Here is a 22,703-nt window from a genome sequence, read left to right on the forward strand (position 1 = left end):
AGACGGGTGAGGTGCTGCGCGCTGTCTGCGCAGCGTTCGCCAAGGTGACGCTGGGCTCACGTTCAGAACGGCGAAATCAGTGTCTGACCAGGTCAAAAGTATTACTGACCAGTAGATGCAGAGTGCAGTGATTTTCTCATTCCTGCAGATGTCGGTAGTCTTTGATGGAACTGTGCAAGACACCTCAGGAAGTTCTTGAGGTACGTCAACGGTGAGGAGATCGAATGACTTCGGAGGCGAACCTCAGGATCGCTGACACGGAGCTGACACTGCCCGAGGTGTCAGCGTCGGCGGGCAACAACGGATACCGCATCGGCTCTCTGCTCAAAGAGACCGGTTCGGTCACATACGATCCAGGGTTTGCCAACACCGCATCCACCTCGTCGGCCATCACCTTCATCGACGGTGACGAAGGTGTGCTGCAGTACCGCGGGTACCCGATCGAACAGCTTGCCGAGCAGTCGAACTTCGTTGAAGTCTGCTACCTCCTCATCTACGGTGAGCTGCCCACTCAGGAACAGTACGATGCCTTCGATGCGCGTCTGCGCGGACACACGATCGTCCACGAGGATCTGCGCCGCTTCTTCCGTGCTTTCCCCTACGATGCGCATCCGATGCCTATGGTTGCAGCAGCCGTCGCGGCTTTGTCGACGTTCTACCAAGATGACCTCGATGTCTTTGACGAGGGCCAGATCGACACCTCGTCGTTCCGCCTGCTCGCGAAGATGCCGACGATCGCTGCGTTGGCCCACCGGAAGAACATGGGACTGCCGGTCATCCATCCGGACAACTCGCTCAGCCTGGTCGAGAACTTCCTGCGCGTGAACTTCGGAGTTCCCGCCGAGGAGTACGAGCCGGATCCGCTGGCGGTCAAGGCGATGGATCAGCTGTTCATCCTCCACGCCGACCATGAGCAGAACTGCTCGACCTCGACCGTGCGCCTCGTCGGTTCGTCCCAGGCGAATGTGTTCCAGTCGATCTCGGCCGGCGTCAACGCTCTGGCCGGACCGCTCCACGGCGGTGCGAACTCCGCGGTGCTCGAGATGCTGCAGCAGATCGCGGCCTCCGACGACGGTCCGAAGAAGTTCATGGAGCGCGTGAAGAACAAGGAAGACGGCGTTCGTCTCATGGGCTTCGGGCATCGTGTGTACAAGAACTACGATCCCCGCGCGAAGATCATCAAGAAGACCGCCGACGAGGTGCTGGCGCGCTCCGGCGGAGACCCGCTGCTCGAACTCGCTCAGCAGCTCGAAGAGATCGCTCTTGCGGATGACTACTTCGTCGAGCGCAAGCTCTACCCGAACGTGGACTTCTACACGGGCCTGATCTACAAGGCGCTCGGCTTCCCGACGAACATGTTCACGGTGCTCTTCTCCGTCGGCCGCCTGCCCGGGTGGATCGCTCAGTGGCGTGAGATGATCAAGGATCCCGAGACGAAGATCGGCCGTCCGCGCCAGATCTACACGGGCGAGCACTCACGCACCTACAAGGACATCAGCGACCGCTGAGCCTCTGCGGCTGAACAAACCACGCGACGGCGTCGGTGCAGAACTCTCTGCCCGACGCCGTCGCGCATTCACCAGCGAGTGCACGGCCACCCGCGGCCCCTCGTGCCTCGCGACCCGTTTTGAGCGCGTGCTGGGTGCATCCCTCACCGTTCGCGGCACCACGCCCCGCAGGACCGCGGTGATATGCGGTTGCTGGTATGTCTCGGCGCCAACGGTGATGGATGGCCGCAGCTTCCTGCAATGAGTCGCTGCGGCGATGAATGCGAGAGGGCGCGTCCACGTCGTGTGAACGCGCCCTCTCGCGAAACCGTCGCACGGTTCGCGACTGCCCGTGGCCGCCAGGCTGGCCGCCGTGCAGCAGACTGCTGGTGATCAGTGCAGGTCAGGGTTGAGCTCGATGCCCTTCGAATCGCGGGCGATGGCCTCGACGGCTCCGGAGACCGAATTGCGGCGGAACAGGATGTTGTTCTGACCGCTGAGTTCGGAGGCCTTCACCACGGCACCGTCCTCACCGGGAACGGACACGCGGGTGCCTGCTGTGATGTAGAGGCCGGCCTCGACGATGCAGTCGTCGCCGATGGAGATGCCGACACCGGCGTTCGCACCGAGCAGGCTGCCCGATCCGATCGAGATCCGGTGTGTTCCACCGCCGGAGAGAGTACCCATGATCGAAGCGCCGCCGCCGATGTCCGAGCCGTCGCCGACGACGACGCCCTGCGAGATGCGTCCCTCGACCATGGCCGAGCCCAGCGTGCCGGCATTGAAGTTGACGAAGCCCTCATGCATCACGGTGGTGCCCGACGACAGGTGAGCGCCGAGGCGGACACGGTCGGCATCGGCGATGCGCACACCGGAGGGGATGACGAAGTCGGTCATCCTCGGGAACTTGTCGAGTCCGTAGACGGCGACGGGTCCGCGCGCCATCAGCTTCGCGCGGGTGGACTCGAAGTCCTCCGGCGAGCAGGCACCGAAGGAGGTCCACACGACGTTGGCGATATGACCGAAGATGCCGTCGAGGTTGACGTCATTGGGAGTGACCACGCGGTGGGACAGAGCGTGCAGACGCAGATAGGCGTCCTCCGCCGAGGCGGGGGCGGCGTCGAGGTCGATCGTCGTGGTGACGACCTTGGCGTGGGTTCCGCGAGCGTCATCGATGCCGACGAGGGCGTCGAGACCGTCGTCGGTGACGTGGGGTACTGCGGCCGCCTCGGCGGATTCGGGCGTGTCTCCCGTGCTCAGCGTCGGGTACCAGACGGAGAGGACGGTGTCGGAATGGATCGTGGCGAGTCCACGTGCGGAAACGATGCGTTCTGTCATGCCTCAAGCCTAGTCGGTGGCGGCGTACTAGGCTAAGGGACATGACTGTCGATCCATCTGCTGAGACCGATTCCCTGTTCGCGCCCACGACCGGGCTCGGTGACTACCTCTTCGCCGCCCTCGACGATCCCGCCGAGCTCACGGGTCGCCTGTGCGCTATCGAATCCGTGTCCGGCAATGAGACATCCATCGCCGATGCCGTCGTCGACGTGCTCACACGCATCAGCGACGGCCCCGGTCCGCAGCTCGAGATCCTGCGCGACGGTGACACCGTCGTCGCGCGCACGAACCTCGGCCTGGCCGAGCGGATCGTCGTGGCCGGGCATCTCGACACGGTCCCCGTCGAGGACAATCTGCCCCCGGTGCGCACGACCATGACCGGCGAGGACTACCCCGCCGATGAGGTCATCTGGGGCCGCGGAGCCTGCGATATGAAGGCGGGGGTGGCCATGCAGCTCGTCACCGCGGCGGCGCTGCGCACACCGGCCCGCGATATCAGCTGGGTCTTCTACGATCATGAGGAGGTCGACGCTTCCCTCAACGGGCTCGGCCGCGTCGCGCGCAGCCACCCGGACTGGCTGACCGGCGACTTCGCCATCCTCGGCGAACCCTCGAACGCCTCGGTCGAGGGAGGGTGCAACGGCACCATCCGCGTCGACGTCACCACCACCGGAGTGCGTGCCCATTCCGCCCGCGCGTTCATGGGCGTCAACGCGATCCACGCCGCCGCCGAGGTGCTCACCCGCCTGGCCGAGCACGAGACGGACACGATCACGGTCGACGGTCTCGACTACCGCGAGTCGCTGTCGGCGGTGAATATCACAGGGGGAGTCGCGGGCAATGTCGTGCCCGACGAATGCCGCATATCCGTGAACTACCGATTCGCCCCGAACAAGTCCGCCGCCGAGGCGGAAGGCTACCTGCGCGAGTTCTTCTCCGGTTTCGATCTCGTCGTCACCGATGCCGCCGAGGGCGCACGCCCCGGCCTCGACCGGCCGATCGCGCAGGCCTTCATCGACACCCTCGGGCTGTCCCCGGCCCCGAAACTCGGCTGGACCGACGTCTCGAGATTCAGCGCCCTCGGGGTTCCGGCCGTGAATTTCGGTCCCGGCAACCCGCTGTACGCCCACAAGTCGGATGAACATGTGAGAGTCGCCGAGGTGGAGCAGGCCGCTTCTGCCCTGCGCAGCTACCTCGAAGGCAAGTGAGAACGATGGCGGACAGAGACGATCCGGACCTCCCCGAGACAGAACCGGAATCCGAGTACTACCGCAAGGGACCGCTGCGGCTGCGCGGTGACCAGGTGCCTGAGACCACGACGGACCAACGGCTGCTCGAATCGGGTTCGAGCACTGACTGGGTGCACGAGGATCCGTGGCGGGTGATGCGCATCCAGGCAGAGTTCGTCGAGGGCTTCGGCTCGCTCGCCGAGATCGGTCCGGCGGTGTCGATCTTCGGCTCGGCTCGGCTGCACGCAGGCACTCGGGCTTACTCCGACGCCCGTGAGATCGCCCGGCGCCTCGCCGAATCCGGCAACGCGGTCATCACCGGCGGAGGCCCTGGCATCATGGAGGCCGGCAACCTCGGTGCGGTCGAAGGCGGGGGAGTGTCCATCGGTCTGGGCATCGAGCTGCCCTTCGAATCGGGGCTGAACGACCACGTCGAACTCGGCGTGAACTTCCGCTATTTCTTCGTCCGCAAGACCATGTTCCTCAAGTACTCGCGCGGATTCGTCGTCATGCCAGGGGGCTTCGGCACCCTTGACGAACTCTTCGAAGCCTTCACCATGGTCCAGACCGGCAAGGTGACCTCGTTTCCCATCGTGCTCTTCGGAACGGAGTATTGGCAGGGTCTCGTCGATTGGATGCGCGAATCCCTGCTCGCGACGGGCACGATCACTGAGAAGGACTTCGACCTGTTCACCCTCACCGATGACATCGACGAGGTCGTGGACGCGATCGGCCCGGGCGGCCGGGTGTGAGAGACGCAGTCACAGGACAGCCGGACACCGGGCGCTTCGACCTCTCCCGAGCGCAGCCGGGAGCACCGGCGATCATGGCCGTGATCAATCGCACGACGGATTCGTTCTACGAGTCCGCAGCCACCCTCGATGACGCGATCACCGCCGTGGCCGACGCCACCGCCGACGGCGCCCACATCGTCGACATCGGGGGAGTGCGGGCCGGGCGCGGTCGGGAGATCTCCGTGGCCGAGGAGATCGACCGAGTCTGCCCGACCATCGAGGCCGTCGCCCGGTCCCACCCGCACGTGCTCATCAGCGTCGACACCTGGCGGCACGAGGTCGCCGAGGCCGCATGCCGGGCCGGAGCAGGACTGCTCAACGACACATGGGCCGGAGTCGATCCGAAGCTCGCCGAGGTGGCCGCCCGCTTCGACGCCGGCATCGTCTGCTCTCATACGGGAGGGCTGAGCCCACGCACCGACGCCCACCGCAGCCGCTACGGCCTGACCGCGGGCGACGTGGTCGATGAGACACTCGCCGGTGTGACGGAGCTCGCCGCGGCGGCCCGCGCTGTCGGCGTGCCCGGGAGCCGAATCGTCATCGACCCCACCCCGGACTTCGGGAAGAACACCTACCATTCCCTGCGACTGCTGCGCGAGCTCGACCGCTTCGCCGCCACCGGATATCCCGTGCTGCTGGCGATCTCGCGCAAGGACTTCGTCGGCGAGGCCATCGGCGACGTCGCCCCGCAGGAGCGGCTGCACGGCACGATCGCCGCGACCGCGCTGGCCATCGAACGGGGAGCGGCGATGATCCGCACCCATGACGTCCGCGCCACCGCCGACGCCATCGATGTCACTTCGGCGGTCACCGGCGAGGCCGTGCCGAAACACACCGTGCGCGGCCTGCGCTGAACAACACACCGTGTCCGGCCCTTACTCAGGGTTCTGACCAGGCGCCTATGCGAAAATGAACCCATGCCCTTCTGGATAGTGATCGGTGTCGCGGCCGCGGTCTTCGTCCTTGTGATCGTGATCGCGGCGAGCTTCGACGTCTTCTCCGCCGAGACCCGCGACGAAGCCGAAGAACGGTGGATCGGACTGCCCGATGACTTCACCAGCAGCGACCTCGGCGCCGTGACCTTCCGGCCGGCACTGCGCGGCTACCGGATGGATGACGTCGACGAGGCCATGGCCGTTCTGCAGGAGCGCCTGCGCGAACTCGAGGCCGCCGCGGACGAGCCTTCCGCGGCGCCACCCGAAACCTACGCGCCGCCTGCCTCGTCCGCGGACGCCGCCACTGGTGACTCGTCCGCCGCCGCGAGCGACGCGTCCGCAGCCGACCCCACGAGCGACACGCCCGCCACCGCCGCGCCCGCCACGTCGACTACCCATGCCACCGACGGGACGGCCACACCGGACACGGCCGCCGGACCACGATGAGCCGTCCTACAGACCTGCCCGGAATCACCCTCGCCCCCGAAGTCTTCGACTCCTCCCGCCTCTCCCGCCTCGGCGCGCTGTTCCTCACCCTGCCCGTCTGGCTGCAGGCCCTCGCCGTGTACTTCGTCTCACGCGTGGTGAGCCTGTCGATCTTCGCCGCCGTACTCAAACGCCAGGATCCGGCGAACTGGTCGTCCTCCCCGGTGACGACCACGCTCAACGACTTCCTCAACTTCTGGGACGGAGGCTGGTACTCACGCGTCGCCGAGGAGGGCTATCCGCGGGTCTTGCCCGTCGACGACAGCGGTGCCGTGACAGAGAACCAGTGGGCCTTCTACCCGCTGCATCCCTCCGTGGTCGGGACCCTGTCGGATCTGACGGGGATCAGCTATGAGGTGATCTCGCCGATCGTGTCGACGGTGGCCGCCGGGCTCGCCGCGATCGTCATCCTCTCCCTGTTCCGTAAGTACGTCGCAGCCGATCAGGCGCTGATGGGGCTCGCGCTGGTGATGTTCTTCCCGCCTGCGGCGATCTTCTCCACCGGCTACGCAGAGTCGCTGACGCTGCTGCTGCAGGCCATGGCCCTCTTCCTCGTCGTCGAGCGGCGCTACCTGCTGGCGCTTCCGGTCGTCGTCCTCATGGATCTGTCCCGGCCGATCGGGGTGGCGTTCTCCTTCTTCATGCTCCTGCACCTCATCGACCGCTTCCTGCGTCGCCGGGACGACCCGTATCCCGCCGCCGAGGTGGCCCGATCGTGGACGCTGGGCGTGCTGTCATGTGCGGCCGCCCTCATCCATCCCGTCCACGCGTGGTGGGCGACCGGATCCCTGACGGCCTACACCGACACCGAGGCTGCTTGGCATACGGGGGAGACGTCGTTCGTCGTCCAATGGGTGGCGCAGTCGATCAGCCTCATCGGACCGCTCGGTCCGGTGCTGCTCATCATCGTCGTCGCCGGAATGCTCGCGTTGATCTTCTCACCGGCGGGAGCGCACATGGGGCGGACGATGCAGCTGTTCTGCCTCGGCTACGGCGCCTACCTGCTCATCTTCTTCAATCCGCAGACCTCGACCCTGCGTCTGCTGCTGCCGTTGTTCCCGCTCGCGCTGACCCTGGCCCTGGTGCGATCGCGAGGGTATCGGGCGGCGATGCTGGTCGCCTACATCCTCCTCCAGATCGTCTGGGTGGGGTACCTGTGGCATTTCACACCGCCGGCAGATCTTCCCCCGTGATCGAGGGTTCAGAGGAAAGTTACCCGGATCGACGGGATCGTGGAATAATCTTGAGTACAACATTCGGTGCACCTGATGTGGACCGTCTTTGCATGACAACGGAAGGAAGAGCCCACATGGCAGCCCAGAAACCCCGCACCGGCGACGGACCTCTGGAAGTGACCGAAGAAGGCCGAAGCATGGTGATGCGGCTTCCTGTCGAAGGCGGAGGTCGTCTGGTGATCGAACTCAGCAGGGACGAGGCCACCGGACTGCACGACACTCTGGCCGAGACGCTGGGACTCTGAGAGGACGGCCCGAAATCGGGCCGACACAGCACCGCACGAACAGCAGAGACTTCTTCAAGTCTCTGCTGTTGTCGTATTCACAGGCGCTTCTGGAGCAGCAGCAGACCCTCGCCGACGGGCATCAGCACGCGTTGTAGATTCTCTTGCTGGGCGATGCGATTGAGCAGACCTCTGGCCGCCTGCGTCCGCGGACTGCGGTCGACAGGATCGGCCACGGCGCCCTTGAGCAGGGTCTGGTGGATGACGAGAAGACCCTGGGAGTCGAGCAGCCGCAGGGACGGTTGGATCATCCGCTCGAGGTTGCTCGGCTCGGAATCGATGAAGACCATGTCATAGGCCGCCGGGGCGAGCTTCTTGAGTACTTCCTCGGCACGACCGTTCATCAGCCGCAGTCGCCCGGGTCGAATGCCCGCCATGTCGACGAGGTCGCGGGCGGCGCCCTGAGCAATGGAGTTCGTATCGATCGAGGTCAGTATTCCGGCGGTCGGCATACCCCGCAGCAGGGCCAGCGTCGAGGTGCCGACTCCGGTGCCGACCTCGACCGCGGCCACAGGTGTGAGGAGCCGGGCGAGCAGCGTCAGCGTCGATGCCGTCGTCTGGGACACAGGGACGAGCCCGAACTCGTGTGAGTGTGTACGGGCCGCGTCGAGCAGGGGATCGGGTCCGTTGTACTGCTCGGAGAAGGTGAGATCACCTGCGTTTTCGCGTGACAATCGGCCCTCTCTCTCCGCTGTTGACTGCACCCAAGTCTAACCGCATTCGGGCTCGGTTCCGTGGGTGCGCCACAGCTCATCGAGTGAGTCGACGTCGAGGAAAGCGCTGCGGTCGACCGACCGGTGCGTGTGCGGCGTCCCTTCCGACTCCCATTGCAGGCGCGCCCGGGCGTGGATCTCCGGCGGCAGGACTCCGGCTGCGCTGACGACTCGCCACCACGTGACATTGGAGCCGAACTCCTTCATCACCCGCCCGACGTATCGGGGTGAGCACCCGGCGACGGCGCCGACTGTCCCGTAGGCGGCGACGCGCGCGGCGGGAACGAGTTCGACGATGCGCAGGACCCGTTCGACAGCGATCTCGTCCATCATGCCTCCCGATCAGAGGCGGATGCCGAACCTGAGTTGACCATGAGTCGATGCTACCGTCGGTCACGGTAGACTTGGTGGCATGTTCATGGGTATCAACGGCACCGAAATGGTGATCCTCGTCGTTGTGGCCTTGGTCGTCATCGGACCCAAGCGCCTGCCCGAATACGCGCAGAAGCTGCGCGACCTCGTCCGCCAGATGCGGCGGATGGCCGAGGGCGCGAAGGACAGCGTCCGACGCGACTTCGGTGACGATTTCAAAGACGTTGACTGGCAGAAGCTCGATCCCCGGCAGTACGATCCGCGTCGCATCGTCCGCGAAGCCCTGGTCGAAGAGGATGCTGCGATCCGTGAGTCCAAACGCCGGGAACGCTCCTCGCTCGAGACTGCGGTTCCCGCAGCGGATGCCCAGGGGCAGGTCACCGCGGCCGAGGATGGCTCAGCCGATGCGGGCGGGGCCGTCGATATGCGTGAGAAGTCCCCGATCGAGCGCTTCCAGGCTCAGGCCGAGCTGCGCGACCGTTCGACTACGGCACCGTTCGATTCCGAGGCCACCTGAGGCCACCCGCGGCCACCTGCGGCCACCTGCGGCCGATCCTCCGTCGCGGGATCAATTCTTGAGGTCGGGTCAGTTCTTGTGCACGGACGGGTGCTCGGGATTCGAGCACAGTTCGTCCCAGTAGCCGCGGCAGAAGTACGAACCGCCCTTCTCCCACTTGATTCCGGCGAAGAGTTCGCGCACGGTCACAGCGTAGAGTCCCTTGTCCGCGACGGTCGTGAACACCTTCGGAGCCGCCTTCACCGTCGACGGGTGGATGGAGTGCATGAGGACGACGGAGCCCGGGCGTGCGTGTGAGCGAACGTTCTGCACCGTCTTCTTCGGGCTCCTGTCTCTCCAGTCACCGGTGTCGACGTCCCAGATGATCGCCGGTGCGCCCAGAGCGTGTGCCGCAGGCTTATCGAGGGCACCGTAGGGCGGACGGACCAGGGCCTGGTCGCTGCCGCCCACATGGGACAGCGACTTCTGGGTGCGGCCGATCTCATGTTTGAGCGCGCCTTTGCTGAGGAGGTCGAGGCGCTGGTGTTTGAAGGTGTGGTTGTCGACCTCGTGGCCGGCGGCCGCGATCCGCTCGGCCACATTCGGGAATTCGTGGATGTTCTGCCCGAGAAGGAAATAGGTCAGCCGAATGTTCGCCTCATCGGCGGCGTCGAGCAGGACGTCTTCGGTCTTCGGCTCTCCGGGTCCGTCGTCGTAGGTCAGCGCCACACAGGGCAGAAGTGTGCACGAGTAGTCGGGCGTCCGCAGATCGCCTGGGCGCGGTATCTCAAGCGGAGTGTGCAGGTCTGCGACCACCGCCGTGCCCACAGCGGTGAGATCGGCGTCGGCGACGGGCTGACCGTCGACGGTCAGCGAACCGGTGTCATCGGTCGAGATCGCAGCGGGGTCCACGCGTGCGGAGAACAGGCTCTTGGCATCGACCGTGGTGTCGGCGGAGAGATCGGTGAGGAGGACGGCTGTGTGCGACCGTGACGACGCCTGCCGCAGGGCGGTGACGACGAACCGGCCGCCGGCGGTGAGCACCGTGGTGCGGATGTCCAGGGTGTGCGGGTCGCCTATTCGCTCCCCGTCCTGAGACCCCCGAGGGCTCTCTTCCTGTGAGGGAGAGTTCTCTTCCTGTGAGGGAGAGTTCTCTCCCCGTGAGTGAGGCGGCCCGCCACCGTGTGAATGAGCTGATTCTCCGCTCTGCGAAGAGGGCGATCCTCCGCCTAGCGAGCGGGGCGAGGTGAAGCTCGTCGTCGACCATCGGTGCGCCGGTGCCGTCGGGGTGGGTTCGAATGCCGCCCGGCCGTCGAAACCGCCGGCATCGTCGATCGCGTCGAGCACCCGGGTCTCGATCGCTGAGTTCAGCGATGATGCTCCCGGCAGTCCGAAGATGTGGATGTCCAGCTGTGGTCGGCGCTTCTTCGACACCACCGCGTAGCTGCGCAGCGACGCGGCGAGGTGGTCGAGGTTCGCTTCGGCGGTCGTTCGCTGCTCGTCCGCGATCGAGCCCGTGTCCGGTGGGGCAGGTCGCCTCGCCGTGACGAGGGCTCCGGCGAGGAGGACGAGAACGAGGAGGGCGTTGGCATAAGCGAAGACGGTGTAGACGATCATGTCTCTGCGATCGGGGGAGAACGCCAAGTGCAGGTCCTTGTCAGAAGCGCATGGGGGATGAGGGACAGGAGGGGAAGGGGGAAGCCGCCGTCCAGTCTAGACAGCCGAAGGCGGGCGGAAAGAACCCGCACGGGCCGAATCGACGGTTGGATATGGGATCGTGATGGCCAAGCGAGGAGACGACATTTTCGTTACATCACTGTCGCAGAGCCGTCGGTGATCGCACCGGACGGCGTCGTGCCAGCCCGGACCGGGCCCGGTCGGGCCAGGCCGGGGCCGAGTCAGACCAGATCAGACCGGACCGGGGCAGACCAGATCAGACCGGGGCCGAGCCAGACCAGATCAGGCCGGACTGAGCCCCAGCGACCGGCCGGCGAGTCCGCGGGAGCGCCTGCGCAGGGAATCGGCGAGGGCGTCGAAGGCGCGTCCGGCAGGCGACTCGGGGTGGCCGAGGACGACCGGGGTGCCCGCGTCGGAGCCTTCCCTCAACGCTGTGTCGAGCGGAACCTGCGCCAGCAGCGGCACATCCTTCTCAACGGTGCGCGAGAGGTTCGACGCCACACTCTGCCCACCACCGGACCCGAAGAGCTCCATGCGGGTGCCGTCGGGCATCTCCATCCAGGACATGTTCTCGATCACCCCGATGAGCTCCTGCTTCGTCTGCGTGGCGATGGATCCCGCGCGTTCGGCGACCTGTGCGGCGGCGGCCTGCGGAGTGGTGACGACGAGGAGTTCGGACCCGGGCAGCAGCTGGGAGACGGAGATCGCGATATCACCGGTGCCCGGAGGCAGGTCGAGCAGGAGCACATCGAGATCACCCCAGAACACGTCGGTGAGGAACTGCTGCAGAGCCCGGTGGAGCATCGGTCCTCGCCACACGACAGCCTGGCTGGGCGGGACGAACATGCCGATGCTCATCACCTTCACGTCATGGGAGACCTGCGGCAGGATCATCTCGTCGACTCGGGTGGGTTTGCCGGAGAGACCGAGCATGCCGGGGATCGAGAATCCGTAGATATCGGCGTCGACGACGCCCACGCGCAGGCCCTTGGCCGCCAAGGCGACCGCGAGGTTGGCCGTGACCGAGGATTTTCCGACCCCTCCCTTGCCTGAGGCGATGGCGTAGACCTTGGTGAGGGAATCGGAGCGGTTGAAGGGAATTTCGCGGGTTCCGCTGCCCTGCAGCTTCTCCTTCATCGCCTTGCGCTGTTCGGGAGTCATCGTGCCGAGGACGACAGAGACCTCGGTGACCCCGTCGAGGCGGGAGACCGCGGCCTTCGTGTCCTTCGTGATCGTGTCCTTGAGCGGGCATCCGGCGATGGTGAGCAGGACCGTGACGGTGACCCTGCCGCCGTCGATGCTGATGTCGTCGACCATGTCGAGTTCGACGATGTTGCGGCGGATCTCGGGATCGATGACGCCGGTCAGAGCCTCTCTCACCGCATCCGTATCCAGACCAGTCATACTCATGTCCTCTCCTCCCGGCTCAGTGCCTTCCGGGGCTCCAACACTACCCTTCAGGAGTCGGGGCCGTCATGCGCGGAGGTGCCGTCACCCTCGGAAGAGCCGCTGCGACCGGCAGTCGGCTTCGGCTGTGCTTCCTCCTCGAGCTCCTTGAGCAGATCCTTGAGCTCGGAGCGGATGAAGTCGCGCGTCGCGACCTCACGCATGGCGATGCGCAGCGCCGCGACCTCTCGGGCCAGGTACTCGGTGTCGGCGAGATTGCGTTCGGCGCGCTGCCGGTCGTGCTCGAACTCCACCCGGTCGCGGTCGGTGCTGCGGTTCTCAGCGAGCAGGATGAGCGGCGCCGCATACGAGGCCTGCAGAGAGAGGATGAGCGTGAGCAGCGTGAAGTTCAACGACCGCGGGTCGAACTGCCAGGATTCGGGCAGCAGAGTGTTCCACAGCAGCCACACGGCGCAGAAGACGGTCATTCCCACGAGGAACGCCGGGGTGCCCATGAAGCGGGCGAAGGCTTCGGCGCCGCGGCCGAAAGTCTCGGGGGAGACGGTGAAGGTCGGCAGCTTGCGTTTGCTCGACCGAGGGATCTCGAAATCATCCACAGCCATGCCTACCCCTTCCTGGGCTCATCGCGTCCGGTGGTGCGCCAGTCCTCGGGCAGCAGCTCGTCGAGGACGTCATCGACGGTGACCACACCGACGAGGCGATCGTTCTCATCGGTGATCGGCACCGAGACCAGATTGTACGCGGCCAGCAGCTTCGACACCTCACCGAGGGGAGCGTCCGGCGCCAGCGGTTCGACCTCGGTGTCGAGCATGATGCCGACCGCCTCATGTGGGGGATGCCGGAGCATCTCCTGGATGTGGACGAGGCCCAGATACTTCCCCGTCGGGGTCTCCACTGGTTGGCGGCAGACGAAGACCGCGGCCGCCAGCGCAGCGGGAAGGTCCTCGCGGCGCACATGGGCAAGCGCCTCGGCGACGGTGGCCTCAGGTGTGAGGATGACCGGTTCGGTGGTCATCAGACCGCCGGCGGTGTCGTCGTCGTAGGCCAGCAGGGTGCGCACGTCCTCGGCCTCATCGGGTTCCATCAGCGCCAGGAAGCGTTCGGCCTGCTCGTCGCTGAGTTCGCCGAGGAGATCGGCAGCATCATCGGGCTCCATCTCCTCGAGGACGGTGACGGCGCGTTCGGTCTCCAATCCGGTGAGGACCTCGATCTGGGTCTCGGCGGGCAGCTCCTCGACGACGTCGGCGAGGCGTTCGTCGTCGAGGGCGCGGGCGACCTGGAGGCGCCGGCCGGGGTTCATCTCGAAGAGCACATCGGCGAGGTCTGCCGGCTTCGTGTCCTGGTAGGCGGCGATGACCTGGGTGGCTTCCTGGTCGACCTCGGAATCGGCGGGATGGTCGGCGTCGGTCCAGTCGATCTGCTTCGTCTCACCTCGGCGTCGGAATGCGGCGAAGGCGGTGCGTTCGGGGACGCGGCGCACGAACAGGCGAGTGACCTCCCAGTCCTTGTTCACCTGCTGTTCGATGCCGACGTCCTCAACGAGCACGGGGGCGTTGTCGTCGCGCAGCCGCAGCCGGCGGTCGAGGAGGTCGTTGATGACGAGAGTCTCAGACTGCCGCTGTTCGAAGCGACGCATATTCACCAGACCGGTGGTGATGACCTGCCCGGAGTCGATCGCGGTCACGCGGCCCATCGGCACGAAGACACGCCGTCGACCGGGAACCTCGACGACGAGGCCGATGGCGCGGGGGAACTGCCGCATCGTCGCCCGGTAGACGATGACGACGTCTCTGACCCTGCCGACCTGATCACCGAGCGGGTCGAAGACGGGGGCGGAGACGAGTCGGGCGACGAAGACTCTTTTCGGTGGGCCACTCATATTCTCAGACTACGTGGTGGCCGGGGGTTTGCGGCGCCGACTCCGCGATTTGAAGCCAGATCACACCCGGGCCGGCCGCCCCCGACCGGCCGCCCCGCCGATTCCGACCGGCTGTGTGCCGGTGCCGAGCCGACGAGGATGCAGCGCACGTCTCACCGGCTACAGGTCATTGGGCATCGGGTTCCACGGAGGCACTTCTCCTATTCATCAAGCAGTCCTGCCGGCTTCACCTCGTTGTCGCCCCGTCTCCTTAGGGTCGTTTCTCGGCACAGTCCGCCACAGTCGAATATAGGAGAAATCCATGCAGACACGACGAATCCGTCCTCGCACCACCGCCTCAGGCCTCGGGGCCTGCGCGGCCCTTGCACTCTTCGCCCCGCTGCTCTCACCCACCGCCGCGACGGCGGCGAATACGCCGGCCGAGATGTATGAGGGACACGTCCAGGTCGACCGCGGAACGGCCGCAGACCCGCAGACGTTCACCGGCCAGGTCTTCGACGACGTCAACGAGAACTCGAAGCTCGACGGTGATGAGTCGGGCGTGGCCGGGGTCGCGGTGACCAACGGGGTCGACGTCGTCCAGACCGACGGCGAGGGCCGCTACGAGCTGCCCGTGCGTGACAATATGACCGTGTCGGTCACCCAGCCGGCCGGTTGGCAGGTGCCCGTCGATGAGGACAAGGTCGCACAGTTCAGCTACAACCACCTGCCCGAAGGCTCCGGGGACCTCAAGTACGGCGGCATCGCACCGACGGGGGAGACTCCGAAGGCCGTGAACTTCCCGATGGTCGAATCGAAGGCCTCAGCCGCCTCGGAGCAGAACTGCCCGATCGCCGCTGACACCCAGGGCTATGACAAGACCGAGATGGGCTACGCCCGCGACGGCGCCGTGGGCGACCTCGCCGATCGGAACGACTACGGAGCCTGCGGTGTGCTGCTGCTCGGCGACAACGTCGGCGACGACCTCAGCCTCAACGACGAACTGCGCGACATCTATTCGCAGACCAACGGGCCCGTCCGCGTCGCCCCCGGCAACCACGATCAGGACTACGACGCCGTCGACGACGCCCACGCCCTCGACACGTTCCGCGACCAGTTCGGTCCCGCCCACTTCTCCTACGATGTGGGCAAGACCCACTTCGTCGTCCTCGACAGCATCGAATACGAGGGCAAGGCGAACAACAAGAAGTACAAGGAGAACATCACCGATGAGCAGCTGACCTGGTTGGCCAACGACCTGAAGAACGTGCCGAAGAACGCGCAGGTCGTCATCGCCACCCATGCACCGATCCTCACTCACAAAGAGGTCGTCGTCGACAACGCGAAGGACTTCTACGACGTCATCGCCGACTATCCCAACGCGGTGACCATCGGCGGTCACACGCACACGCAGGAGAACCTCGTGGCCGGGGAGACGCGGAAGGAATGGGCCGAAGCGGGAATCGAGAAGCTGCCCAATACGCAGATCGTCGCCGGCGCCGTCTCCGGAGACTGGTACTCCGGTGGGCTCAACGCCGACGGACTGCCGTACTCGTTCACTCAGGACGCTTCCGAACCGGGCGTGCTCACCCTCGAATTCGACGGCGCCTCGCGCAGCGAACGCTATACCGTGCGCAACGAAACTGAGGATCACCAGCTGCTGCTCGGTGTGAACTCGCCGGAATGGCGCGACTGGGCGCAGAAGGCTCAGGAGTGGCAGGATGCGGACAAGGAAGGCACCGCTCCGGAGGCGATCTCCGAACGCGTCGTCACCCGCGACGACCTCAAGCAGGGTCAGACGTGGCTGACCTCGAGCTTCCTGGCCGGAACCTCGGATGCCCGTGTCGAGGTCAGCTTCGACGGAAAGAGCCCGAAACGGTCCGAACACACTCAGCCGGGCAAGGGCGAGGCCCTGGCGAAGGGTTGGGAGTACACCGACCCGTACACGGCCTCGCAGAACCTGCGCACCTCCGGCAATGTCGGGCAGTCGAGCTCGCATCTGTGGCGGACGGCGATTCCTGCCGATCTCGATCTGGGAACCCACACCGCCGAGGTGACCGGAACCGACCGCTACGGTCGTGACTTCAGCCAGACGGTCAGGTTCACCGTGGTCGAGGACGAGGCAGCAGCGCAGTCCGAATCGCAGAAGCTGCTGCGCCAGGACGGCTTCGACGCCCAGCAGAAGAAGGAGATCAGGGAGCCGAAGGGTCTCGACTCCGACGAGGCTCAGTCGGCTCGCAACGACTGACGCGAAACCGAACCAGGTTGCGGGGCCCGCCGAACGGCGGGCCCCGTCTTCGGTGGTCAGAGCTTGGTGAAGGCGGAGGTGAAGTCCGGTGCGATCTCGCTCAGGGCCGGCGGCTGTCTCCATTCGGCATCGACCGGGACCGCCGCAGCATGGGCGTCGAGGATCGCCAGGCTCAAGGCGTCGGCGGCAGCCGCGGCGATGCTCACGAGTTCGCGGTCGGCGGCGCCGAAGTCAGAGGGCAGCTCGCGTGAGCCGGTGGAGATGCCGAAGACGGTGTCGCCGTCGTAGAGGGTGTGCGACGGCTGCACCGCGCGGGCGATGCCGGCATGTGCGCCCGAGGCCATCCGCGTCACCTGTGCCGGATCGAGCCGGGCATCGGTGGCGACGACCGCGATCGTCGTGTTCTTCGCAGCCGTCTGCGCATCCGGCACGGGAGCGGCCGGCAGATCGTGGACGGGTGGAAGGTCGAGGTGCAGCGATCGCAGCAGCGGATCCAACCACAGGCCGCCGGCCGGTGTGCCGATCGTGCCCAGGGAGTTCGCGGCCACGAGGGCCGCGACGGTGACGCCGCCGGGCAGTCGGATCGCAAAGGAGCCGAGCCCGCTGCGCAGACTCTGGAATCCCGATCGGGCCCCGGTCCCCGCGCCGAGGCAGCCTCTGACCTCGACCTCCGCCTCGGACAGTGCCGCCCGCGCAGCCAGGGCGCCCTCGGCCGGGGTGGGCGGGGCGACGGTGCCGTCGCCGCGACCGAGATCATAGATCGCGGCCGCGGGAACGATGGGCACGACGGTCTCGGAGAGTCCGGGAGCCGGGAATCCGAGCCCCGCCTCGGCGAGGGTGTCGACGACCCCGCCCACGGCGCTCAGTCCCAAGGCGGAACCGCCGGTGAGGACGATGGCATCGGCGCCGTAGGAATGGGTGCCCGGGGCGATGACATCGGTCTCCCGGGTGGCCGGACCGCCGCCGCGGACGTCGACGCCGACCGTGGATCCGGGCGGAGGCAGGACGACGCTCAGCCCGGTCAGTCGGGAGGGCGAGGACTCGTCGGCATGGCCGAGGCGGATGCCGGGGACCTCGAGGATCCCGCGTCCGCGGACGGGACCCGAGGCGGGTCCGGCATTCGTCCCGGTGTCTCCGGTCATCGTCCCTGGACCCAGGCCTCGACCTCGGCGCGGGTGCGCGGGAAGTCGGCGGAGAGGTTCTCCACACCGTCGGCGGTGACGAGGACGTCGTCTTCGATGCGCACCCCGTTGCCGCGGAACTCCTCGGGCAGCAGCAGGTCATCGGCCTTGAAGTACAGGCCGGGTTCGATGGTGAAGACCATTCCCGGTTCGAGGGTGGCATCGAGGTACATCTCGGCCCGGGCCTGAGCGCAGTCGTGGACGTCGAGACCGAGGTGGTGGCTGGTGCCGTGGACCATCCACCGGCGGTGCTGCTGGCCTTCGGGGGACAGGGACTCGACGGCCGAGACGGGCAGGACGCCGAAGGACTCGAGGCGTTCGGCGATGACCTCCATGGCCGCCTCGTGGACCTCCCGGAACTTCACGGGACGCTGCGCATGTTCGGCGGCGACGGCGAACGCGGCGTCGGAGGCGGCGAGCACGGCGTCGTAGATCTTCGCTTGCACCTCGGTGAAGGTGCCCGAGACCGGCAGGGTGCGGGTGATGTCGGCGGTGTAGAGGGAGTCGGCTTCGGCTCCGGCGTCGACGAGGACGAGATCACCGTCTCTGACCTCCCCGTCGTTGCGGATCCAGTGCAGGGTGCAGGCATGGTCGCCGGATGCCGCGATCGTGTCATAGCCGACGCCGTTGCCGTCGGAGCGGGCCGCGGTTTCGAACGCGGTTTCGATGATGCGCTCACCTCGGCGATGGCCCAGCGCCTTCGGCAGTGCGGAGACGACGTTGTCGAAGCCCGCCCGGGTGATCGCGACGGCCTCGCGCAGGGCGTCGACCTCGTGCTCGTCCTTGATCAGTCGCAGCTCGGAGAGCATCTGCGCCAGTTCTTCGTCGCCGGCCTCGGACGTCTCCAGATCGGCCTGGACCTGGGTGCGGGCGAGGTCGATGACACCGTCGATGCGGACATCGGCCTGGCGGACCAGGCGCACGGAGATCGCTCCGAGGTCCTTCGTGATGACGTCGTCGACGACCGCGGAGTTCTCCGTGGCGATCCCCGTCATCGTCGACATGGCCTGCAGATCGGCACGTGGACCGACCCAGTATTCGCCGTAGCGCGCATCGGAGAAGAACTCCTCGGTGTCGGCTCCCGCGCGGGGACGGAAGTACAGGGTCACGTCGTGGCCGTCCTCGCTCGGTTCGAAGACGAGCACGGCGTCGGGTTCGGAATCGGTCTCGAGACCGGTGAGGTGGATGAACGCCGAGTGCGCACGGAAGCGGTAGTCGGTGTCATTCGAACGGACCTTGAGTCCGCCGGCGGGAACGACGAGGCGTTCGCCGAGGAAGGCCGCCGATACCTGGGCACGACGGGCAGGGGTGAAGCCGGCGGCGGCGAGGGCCTCGGCATTGAGCGGGGTGCGATCCCAACCGGAGGCGACGAAGTCGCGGAAGGCTTGGGAGTTCGGTCGATGCGAGCGGTTGTTGACGCGGTCTGAGAGTGCTTGAGTCGAGTCTTGAGTGTCTGGGTTCTGCTCAGTCATGACCCCAGTCTAGGCGGCATCTCCGACATCGCGCCTGCGGGTGGGAAGCGCGAACGACAGTTGCAGATAGACTGTGACCATGGTCATCGATCTCCATGTGCACACCGCATTCTCGGACGGGACCCAGACCCCTTCCGAACTCATCTCCGAAGCGTCGATGGAGGGCATCGATGTCGTCGGCATCACCGACCACGACACCACCGCCGGTTGGACGCCGGCCGTCGACGCGGCGCGGGTCTACGGGCTCGGGCTCGTCCGGGGAATGGAGATCTCCTGTCGCTATGAAGGCATCAGCGTGCACCTGCTGTCCTACCTTCACGATCCCTATGACACCGGGCTCGCCGAGGTGGTGCAGGAGACGAGGAGGGCACGCGTTCACCGCACCCACCTCATCATCGAGCGTCTCGCCGAGGACTATCCCATCGACATGGACGCTGTGCTCTCGGTCTCGGGCGAGGACGCTACGATCGGCCGTCCGCACATCGCCGATGCCCTGGTCGCCGCAGGTGTCGTCGACAACCGCACCGAAGCGTTCTCATCGATTCTGTCCAGTCACGGAAAGTACCATGTCGCACTGCCGACGATCGACCCGATCACTGCGATCGGCCTGATCCGCGAGGCCGGGGGAGTCTCGGTCTTCGCTCACCCTCGTGCGGCCATGCGCGGGCGGGTCGTGCCCGATTCCGCGATGGCCGAGTTCATCGCGGCCGGCCTCGACGGACTCGAGGTCGACCATCGGGACAATCCACCGCAGGAGCGGGAGTCGATGCGCAGGCTCGCTCATGAGCACGATCTCATCATCACCGGTTCGAGCGATTACCACGGGACGGGAAAGCCGAACCGCCTCGGCGAGCACGTCACTTCCGATCACATGCTCGCGAAGCTCATCGAGCGTGCGGCCTCACGGCCCGGCGGAGTCGACTTCATCCAGGGTTGAGCGAGTGCAGACGGCATGAGCCGTCGTCGCTTTGGCGGGATCGTCTGGGCGAAGGCACCCGGCCGTTTCAGCCGAGGAGTCGGCGCAGACGGAGTCTGCCCCCCAGGTGAGGCTGAGCGCGTAGGACACTGCTGCCATGAGGGCGAGGAACCCGAGGTATTGGACGACGAGGAGAAGAGGTCCGGCCTCGACGTCGTAGAGGTGTTCGAAGAAGAGCTCGAGGAAGAACACGTGGACGAGGAACGCGCCGAACGAGGCTGAGGCCAGTCGCGTGACGAACTTCTTCATCCGATCGCCGAGGCGGATGCGCGAGACGATGAGGATGACGCTGATCGCGAGACCGACGATGAGCGGATTCGCATTCGCGATCGGGTACTCCCGCTGGGACTCCCACCACAGGACCCCGAGTGCCGAGACGGCGAAGAGCAGACACAGCGTCCAGATCGGCGGACGCAGCTCGTGGCGCTGGCGCGAGCCGCCGGGGACGCCCGCCCTTCCAGAACAGGACGAGAATGCCGAAGACGAGGATGAGCGGAATGTACGCGTAGAGGCACCACAGGTGGAATGCGGGACGGCCGGCTTCGAGGAAGCTGCGCGCGAGGTCGTGCCGGACATTCACCTCGTCGGTGTCGAATCGGGTGAAAGCGAGGACGAAGATGACCGACCACACGGCAAGAGGAACCAGGTGACGAACGATCCGATCCCACATCTTCGCCTCGGTGCGCGGGGGCGCGCCGGCGAGGACGCGCATGACGTCGACGTCGTGGCGGTGGGCCTTCTCCGGCTGAGCTTCGGCAGTGGGCGCATTGTCGGCAGTCGACGGCGTGGTGAGGCGTTCGCCGGCGGGGGAGGAGTCGTCGACTCGGGCGGGAGTCGGATTGAACGCAGGGTGAACGAAGAGGGCCCCGATCTTTCGATCGGGGCCCTCTTCGTCTCGATTGTCAGTCCTCGCTGGCTTCGGTGGCCGAGTGGCCGCCCTGGCCGCTCTGGCCGCTCTGCCCACCCTGCCCGCGGTTGACGGGCCTGCCGCCGCGGGTGCGTCGGCGTGAACGCTGACGACGCGGCTTGCGCTCACCGTCACCGGAGTCGGAGGAGCCGCTGCGACGGTCGGAAGAGCCACCTCGGCGATCGGTGGAACGCTCGGAGGAGCGGGAACGACCGGACGAGCGACGACGCTCCGAGCCGTGGGACGTCTTCTCGGCACCGCCCTGGTCCTCGCCGTCGGGATGCTGCCGGGGCAGGCGGCCCTTCGTCCCCTTCGGGATGCCGAGGTCGGAGAAGAAGTGAGGCGAGGTGGAATAGGTCTCGGCGGGTTCGTCGAAATCGAGGCCGAGGGCCTTGTTGATCAGCCGCCAGCGCGGCATGTCGTCCCAGTCGACGAGGGTGACGGCGACGCCCGAATGGCCGGCACGACCGGTGCGGCCGATGCGGTGGACATAGGTCTTCTCATCCTCGGGGCACTGGTAGTTGACCACGTGCGTGACATCGTCGATGTCGATGCCGCGGGCAGCGACGTCGGTGGCCACGAGCACATCGACCTTGCCGTCGCGGAATGACTTCAGGGCCTTCTCGCGCTGCGACTGACCGAGGTCGCCGTGGAGTGCCTTGACGGCGAATCCGCGGTCTTCGAGTTCGGCCGCGAGCTTGTCGGCGGTGCGTTTGGTGCGGGTGAAGATGATGGTTCGTCCGCGTCCCTCCGCCTGGAGCATACGGGCGACGAGTTCGCTCTTGTCCATCGAATGGGCGCGGTAGACGAACTGGGCGGTGTTCTTCCCCGTCAGCGACAGGTCCTCGTGATCCTGCGCACGGATGTGGGTCGGCTGGTTCATGTAGCGGCGGGCCAGGGTGATGACGGCGCCGGGCATCGTCGCGGAGAACAGCATCGTCTGCCGGTGCGCGGGCACCGCGTTGATGATCTTCTCCACGTCGGGCAGGAACCCGAGGTCGAGCATCTCGTCGGCCTCGTCGAGGACGACGGTGCGAACCCGGTGGAGCTTGAGGATCTTGCGCCCGTAGAGGTCGAGGAGGCGGCCGGGGGTGCCGACGACGACGTCGACTCCCGCCTTGAGTCGATTGATCTGCGGATCGAAGTCCATGCCGCCGTAGATCGTCATGATGTCGATATCGCGCTGCACCGAGGCGGTGACGAGATCGGCCGCGACCTGCTTGGCGAGCTCACGGGTGGGCACGACGACGAGTGCCTGCGGCAGGCGCTGCTCCGTCGAATCATTGACGCTGTCGGGGGTGGCCTCAGGGTTCGACGTGACCGAGGAGTCCTCGGTCTTGCCGACGACCCGCTGGAGCAGGGGGATGCCGAAGCCCAGGGTCTTTCCGGTGCCGGTCTTGGCCTGCCCGATGATGTCGGCGCCCGAGAGCGCCACCGGCAGCGTCAGTGCCTGAATCGGGAAGGGGTGGGTGATTCCTGCTGCGGCCAACGAGGCCACGATGGGTCCGGCGACTCCCAGGTCCGCGAAATCCGCTTCTGTCTCCGCCATATTCCAAACTCCTTTTAGCGCATGAGCGCTTGTCATGGGCTGCGAACCGGTAGTCTTGC

At 66.3% G+C, this 22,703-nt stretch carries 21 protein-coding genes; 10 read left to right on the forward strand and 11 right to left on the reverse strand.

Features of this window, described 5'->3' with window-relative positions; translation table 11 throughout:
• The first annotated feature begins 224 nt into the window (after positions 1 to 224).
• Positions 225 to 1,508 carry a citrate synthase gene (locus tag J9314_RS08095; RefSeq protein ID WP_181275375.1) on the forward strand — a complete coding sequence of 428 codons (1,284 nt, stop codon included), beginning with the start codon at positions 225 to 227 and terminating at the stop codon, positions 1,506 to 1,508.
• Positions 1,509 to 1,880: 372 nt separating this feature from the next.
• Here J9314_RS08095 and dapD read toward each other — a convergent pair whose 3' ends face one another.
• Positions 1,881 to 2,825, reverse strand: a complete 945-nt coding sequence (dapD, locus tag J9314_RS08100; protein WP_210605265.1) for a 2,3,4,5-tetrahydropyridine-2,6-dicarboxylate N-succinyltransferase — start codon at positions 2,823 to 2,825, stop codon at positions 1,881 to 1,883.
• A 41-nt stretch (positions 2,826 to 2,866) separates the two neighbouring features.
• On the opposite strand from dapD, the gene dapE reads away from it, so the two are divergent.
• From dapE to J9314_RS08130, 6 genes are all read left to right on the forward strand, one after another.
• Positions 2,867 to 4,033: a succinyl-diaminopimelate desuccinylase gene (gene dapE, locus J9314_RS08105; protein ID WP_210605266.1), complete on the forward strand. Its 1,167-nt coding sequence runs from the start codon at positions 2,867 to 2,869 to the stop codon at positions 4,031 to 4,033.
• Positions 4,034 to 4,038: 5 nt separating this feature from the next.
• On the forward strand, positions 4,039 to 4,806 hold the full coding sequence (locus J9314_RS08110; protein WP_210605267.1) for an LOG family protein: 768 nt from the start codon (positions 4,039 to 4,041) through the stop codon (positions 4,804 to 4,806).
• Positions 4,803 to 5,702 (forward strand): dihydropteroate synthase, encoded by a 900-nt coding sequence (folP, locus tag J9314_RS08115; protein ID WP_246490680.1) that lies wholly within the window; start codon positions 4,803 to 4,805, stop codon positions 5,700 to 5,702. The genes J9314_RS08110 and folP overlap by 4 nt, the downstream gene beginning before the upstream one ends.
• A gap of 63 nt (positions 5,703 to 5,765) precedes the next feature.
• Positions 5,766 to 6,230, forward strand: a complete 465-nt coding sequence (locus J9314_RS08120) for a DivIVA domain-containing protein (protein ID WP_210605268.1) — start codon at positions 5,766 to 5,768, stop codon at positions 6,228 to 6,230.
• On the forward strand, positions 6,227 to 7,462 hold the full coding sequence (locus J9314_RS08125; RefSeq protein ID WP_181275370.1) for a hypothetical protein: 1,236 nt from the start codon (positions 6,227 to 6,229) through the stop codon (positions 7,460 to 7,462). The genes J9314_RS08120 and J9314_RS08125 overlap by 4 nt, the downstream gene beginning before the upstream one ends.
• Before the next feature lie 116 nt (positions 7,463 to 7,578).
• The gene (locus tag J9314_RS08130; RefSeq protein WP_135538791.1) at positions 7,579 to 7,749 is read left to right on the forward strand and encodes a DUF3117 domain-containing protein; all 171 of its coding nucleotides are present in this window, start codon (positions 7,579 to 7,581) and stop codon (positions 7,747 to 7,749) included.
• 77 nt (positions 7,750 to 7,826) lie between these two features.
• Here the strand turns inward: J9314_RS08130 and J9314_RS08135 are convergent, their stop codons facing one another.
• Positions 7,827 to 8,462, reverse strand: a complete 636-nt coding sequence (locus tag J9314_RS08135) for an O-methyltransferase (RefSeq protein ID WP_210605269.1) — start codon at positions 8,460 to 8,462, stop codon at positions 7,827 to 7,829.
• A 36-nt stretch (positions 8,463 to 8,498) separates the two neighbouring features.
• Entirely contained in the window at positions 8,499 to 8,831 is a 333-nt protein-coding gene (locus tag J9314_RS08140) for an MGMT family protein (protein ID WP_181275368.1), read from the reverse strand.
• Between the two features lie 82 nt (positions 8,832 to 8,913).
• Here J9314_RS08140 and J9314_RS08145 point away from each other — a divergent pair, with 82 nt between their 5' ends.
• Entirely contained in the window at positions 8,914 to 9,390 is a 477-nt protein-coding gene (locus J9314_RS08145) for a twin-arginine translocase TatA/TatE family subunit (RefSeq protein WP_246490681.1), read from the forward strand.
• Between the two features lie 69 nt (positions 9,391 to 9,459).
• On the opposite strand, the gene J9314_RS08150 is transcribed toward J9314_RS08145, so the two are convergent.
• The 4 genes from J9314_RS08150 to J9314_RS08165 all read right to left on the reverse strand — a co-directional run bounded on the left by J9314_RS08150 (position 9,460) and on the right by J9314_RS08165 (position 14,332).
• Positions 9,460 to 11,013, reverse strand: coding sequence for a polysaccharide deacetylase family protein (locus J9314_RS08150; protein ID WP_210605270.1), 1,554 nt, complete (start codon positions 11,011 to 11,013; stop codon positions 9,460 to 9,462).
• 315 nt (positions 11,014 to 11,328) lie between these two features.
• On the reverse strand, positions 11,329 to 12,450 hold the full coding sequence (locus J9314_RS08155; protein ID WP_210605592.1) for an Mrp/NBP35 family ATP-binding protein: 1,122 nt from the start codon (positions 12,448 to 12,450) through the stop codon (positions 11,329 to 11,331).
• Positions 12,451 to 12,503: 53 nt separating this feature from the next.
• Complete coding sequence (locus J9314_RS08160; RefSeq protein WP_246490682.1) at positions 12,504 to 13,055, reverse strand: DUF1003 domain-containing protein; 552 nt, start codon at positions 13,053 to 13,055, stop codon at positions 12,504 to 12,506.
• 2 nt (positions 13,056 to 13,057) lie between these two features.
• Entirely contained in the window at positions 13,058 to 14,332 is a 1,275-nt protein-coding gene (locus J9314_RS08165) for a magnesium transporter MgtE N-terminal domain-containing protein (RefSeq protein ID WP_210605271.1), read from the reverse strand.
• A gap of 301 nt (positions 14,333 to 14,633) precedes the next feature.
• Here J9314_RS08165 and J9314_RS08170 point away from each other — a divergent pair, with 301 nt between their 5' ends.
• Positions 14,634 to 16,559 (forward strand): calcineurin-like phosphoesterase C-terminal domain-containing protein, encoded by a 1,926-nt coding sequence (locus J9314_RS08170; RefSeq protein WP_210605272.1) that lies wholly within the window; start codon positions 14,634 to 14,636, stop codon positions 16,557 to 16,559.
• A gap of 56 nt (positions 16,560 to 16,615) precedes the next feature.
• Here the strand turns inward: J9314_RS08170 and J9314_RS08175 are convergent, their stop codons facing one another.
• Complete coding sequence (locus J9314_RS08175; RefSeq protein ID WP_210605273.1) at positions 16,616 to 17,701, reverse strand: P1 family peptidase; 1,086 nt, start codon at positions 17,699 to 17,701, stop codon at positions 16,616 to 16,618.
• Positions 17,698 to 19,212: an aminopeptidase P family protein gene (locus tag J9314_RS08180; protein WP_210605274.1), complete on the reverse strand. Its 1,515-nt coding sequence runs from the start codon at positions 19,210 to 19,212 to the stop codon at positions 17,698 to 17,700. The genes J9314_RS08175 and J9314_RS08180 overlap by 4 nt, the downstream gene beginning before the upstream one ends.
• 79 nt (positions 19,213 to 19,291) lie before the next feature.
• On the opposite strand from J9314_RS08180, the gene J9314_RS08185 reads away from it, so the two are divergent.
• The gene (locus tag J9314_RS08185) at positions 19,292 to 20,149 is read left to right on the forward strand and encodes a PHP domain-containing protein (protein ID WP_181275360.1); all 858 of its coding nucleotides are present in this window, start codon (positions 19,292 to 19,294) and stop codon (positions 20,147 to 20,149) included.
• Here J9314_RS08185 and J9314_RS08190 read toward each other — a convergent pair.
• Both J9314_RS08190 and J9314_RS08195 read right to left on the reverse strand, forming a co-directional pair.
• Positions 20,114 to 20,764, reverse strand: coding sequence for an acyltransferase family protein (locus tag J9314_RS08190; RefSeq protein ID WP_210605275.1), 651 nt, complete (start codon positions 20,762 to 20,764; stop codon positions 20,114 to 20,116). The genes J9314_RS08185 and J9314_RS08190 overlap by 36 nt on opposite strands.
• Before the next feature lie 326 nt (positions 20,765 to 21,090).
• Complete coding sequence (locus J9314_RS08195) at positions 21,091 to 22,644, reverse strand: DEAD/DEAH box helicase (RefSeq protein WP_210605276.1); 1,554 nt, start codon at positions 22,642 to 22,644, stop codon at positions 21,091 to 21,093.
• Between the last annotated feature and the right edge of the window lie 59 nt (positions 22,645 to 22,703).

The sequence above is a fragment of the Brevibacterium oceani genome (genome assembly GCF_017948325.1).
Classification (GTDB): domain Bacteria; phylum Actinomycetota; class Actinomycetes; order Actinomycetales; family Brevibacteriaceae; genus Brevibacterium; species Brevibacterium oceani.

What these genes read in the sequence shown, in the direction of transcription:
- J9314_RS08095 (WP_181275375.1), top strand. Translation starts at nt 225, where the DNA reads ATGACTTCGGAGGCGAACCTCAGGATCGCTGACACGGAGCTGACACTG.
- dapD (WP_210605265.1), bottom strand. Translation starts at nt 2,825, where the DNA reads ATGACAGAACGCATCGTTTCCGCACGTGGACTCGCCACGATCCATTCC.
- dapE (WP_210605266.1), top strand. Translation starts at nt 2,867, where the DNA reads ATGACTGTCGATCCATCTGCTGAGACCGATTCCCTGTTCGCGCCCACG.
- J9314_RS08110 (WP_210605267.1), top strand. Translation starts at nt 4,039, where the DNA reads ATGGCGGACAGAGACGATCCGGACCTCCCCGAGACAGAACCGGAATCC.
- J9314_RS08120 (WP_210605268.1), top strand. Translation starts at nt 5,766, where the DNA reads ATGCCCTTCTGGATAGTGATCGGTGTCGCGGCCGCGGTCTTCGTCCTT.
- J9314_RS08125 (WP_181275370.1), top strand. Translation starts at nt 6,227, where the DNA reads ATGAGCCGTCCTACAGACCTGCCCGGAATCACCCTCGCCCCCGAAGTC.
- J9314_RS08130 (WP_135538791.1), top strand. Translation starts at nt 7,579, where the DNA reads ATGGCAGCCCAGAAACCCCGCACCGGCGACGGACCTCTGGAAGTGACC.
- J9314_RS08140 (WP_181275368.1), bottom strand. Translation starts at nt 8,831, where the DNA reads ATGGACGAGATCGCTGTCGAACGGGTCCTGCGCATCGTCGAACTCGTT.
- J9314_RS08145 (WP_246490681.1), top strand. Translation starts at nt 8,914, where the DNA reads ATGTTCATGGGTATCAACGGCACCGAAATGGTGATCCTCGTCGTTGTG.
- J9314_RS08155 (WP_210605592.1), bottom strand. Translation starts at nt 12,450, where the DNA reads ATGACTGGTCTGGATACGGATGCGGTGAGAGAGGCTCTGACCGGCGTC.
- J9314_RS08160 (WP_246490682.1), bottom strand. Translation starts at nt 13,055, where the DNA reads ATGGCTGTGGATGATTTCGAGATCCCTCGGTCGAGCAAACGCAAGCTG.
- J9314_RS08165 (WP_210605271.1), bottom strand. Translation starts at nt 14,332, where the DNA reads ATGAGTGGCCCACCGAAAAGAGTCTTCGTCGCCCGACTCGTCTCCGCC.
- J9314_RS08170 (WP_210605272.1), top strand. Translation starts at nt 14,634, where the DNA reads ATGCAGACACGACGAATCCGTCCTCGCACCACCGCCTCAGGCCTCGGG.
- J9314_RS08175 (WP_210605273.1), bottom strand. Translation starts at nt 17,701, where the DNA reads ATGACCGGAGACACCGGGACGAATGCCGGACCCGCCTCGGGTCCCGTC.
- J9314_RS08180 (WP_210605274.1), bottom strand. Translation starts at nt 19,212, where the DNA reads ATGACTGAGCAGAACCCAGACACTCAAGACTCGACTCAAGCACTCTCA.
- J9314_RS08185 (WP_181275360.1), top strand. Translation starts at nt 19,292, where the DNA reads ATGGTCATCGATCTCCATGTGCACACCGCATTCTCGGACGGGACCCAG.
- J9314_RS08190 (WP_210605275.1), bottom strand. Translation starts at nt 20,764, where the DNA reads ATGTCCGGCACGACCTCGCGCGCAGCTTCCTCGAAGCCGGCCGTCCCG.
- J9314_RS08195 (WP_210605276.1), bottom strand. Translation starts at nt 22,644, where the DNA reads ATGGCGGAGACAGAAGCGGATTTCGCGGACCTGGGAGTCGCCGGACCC.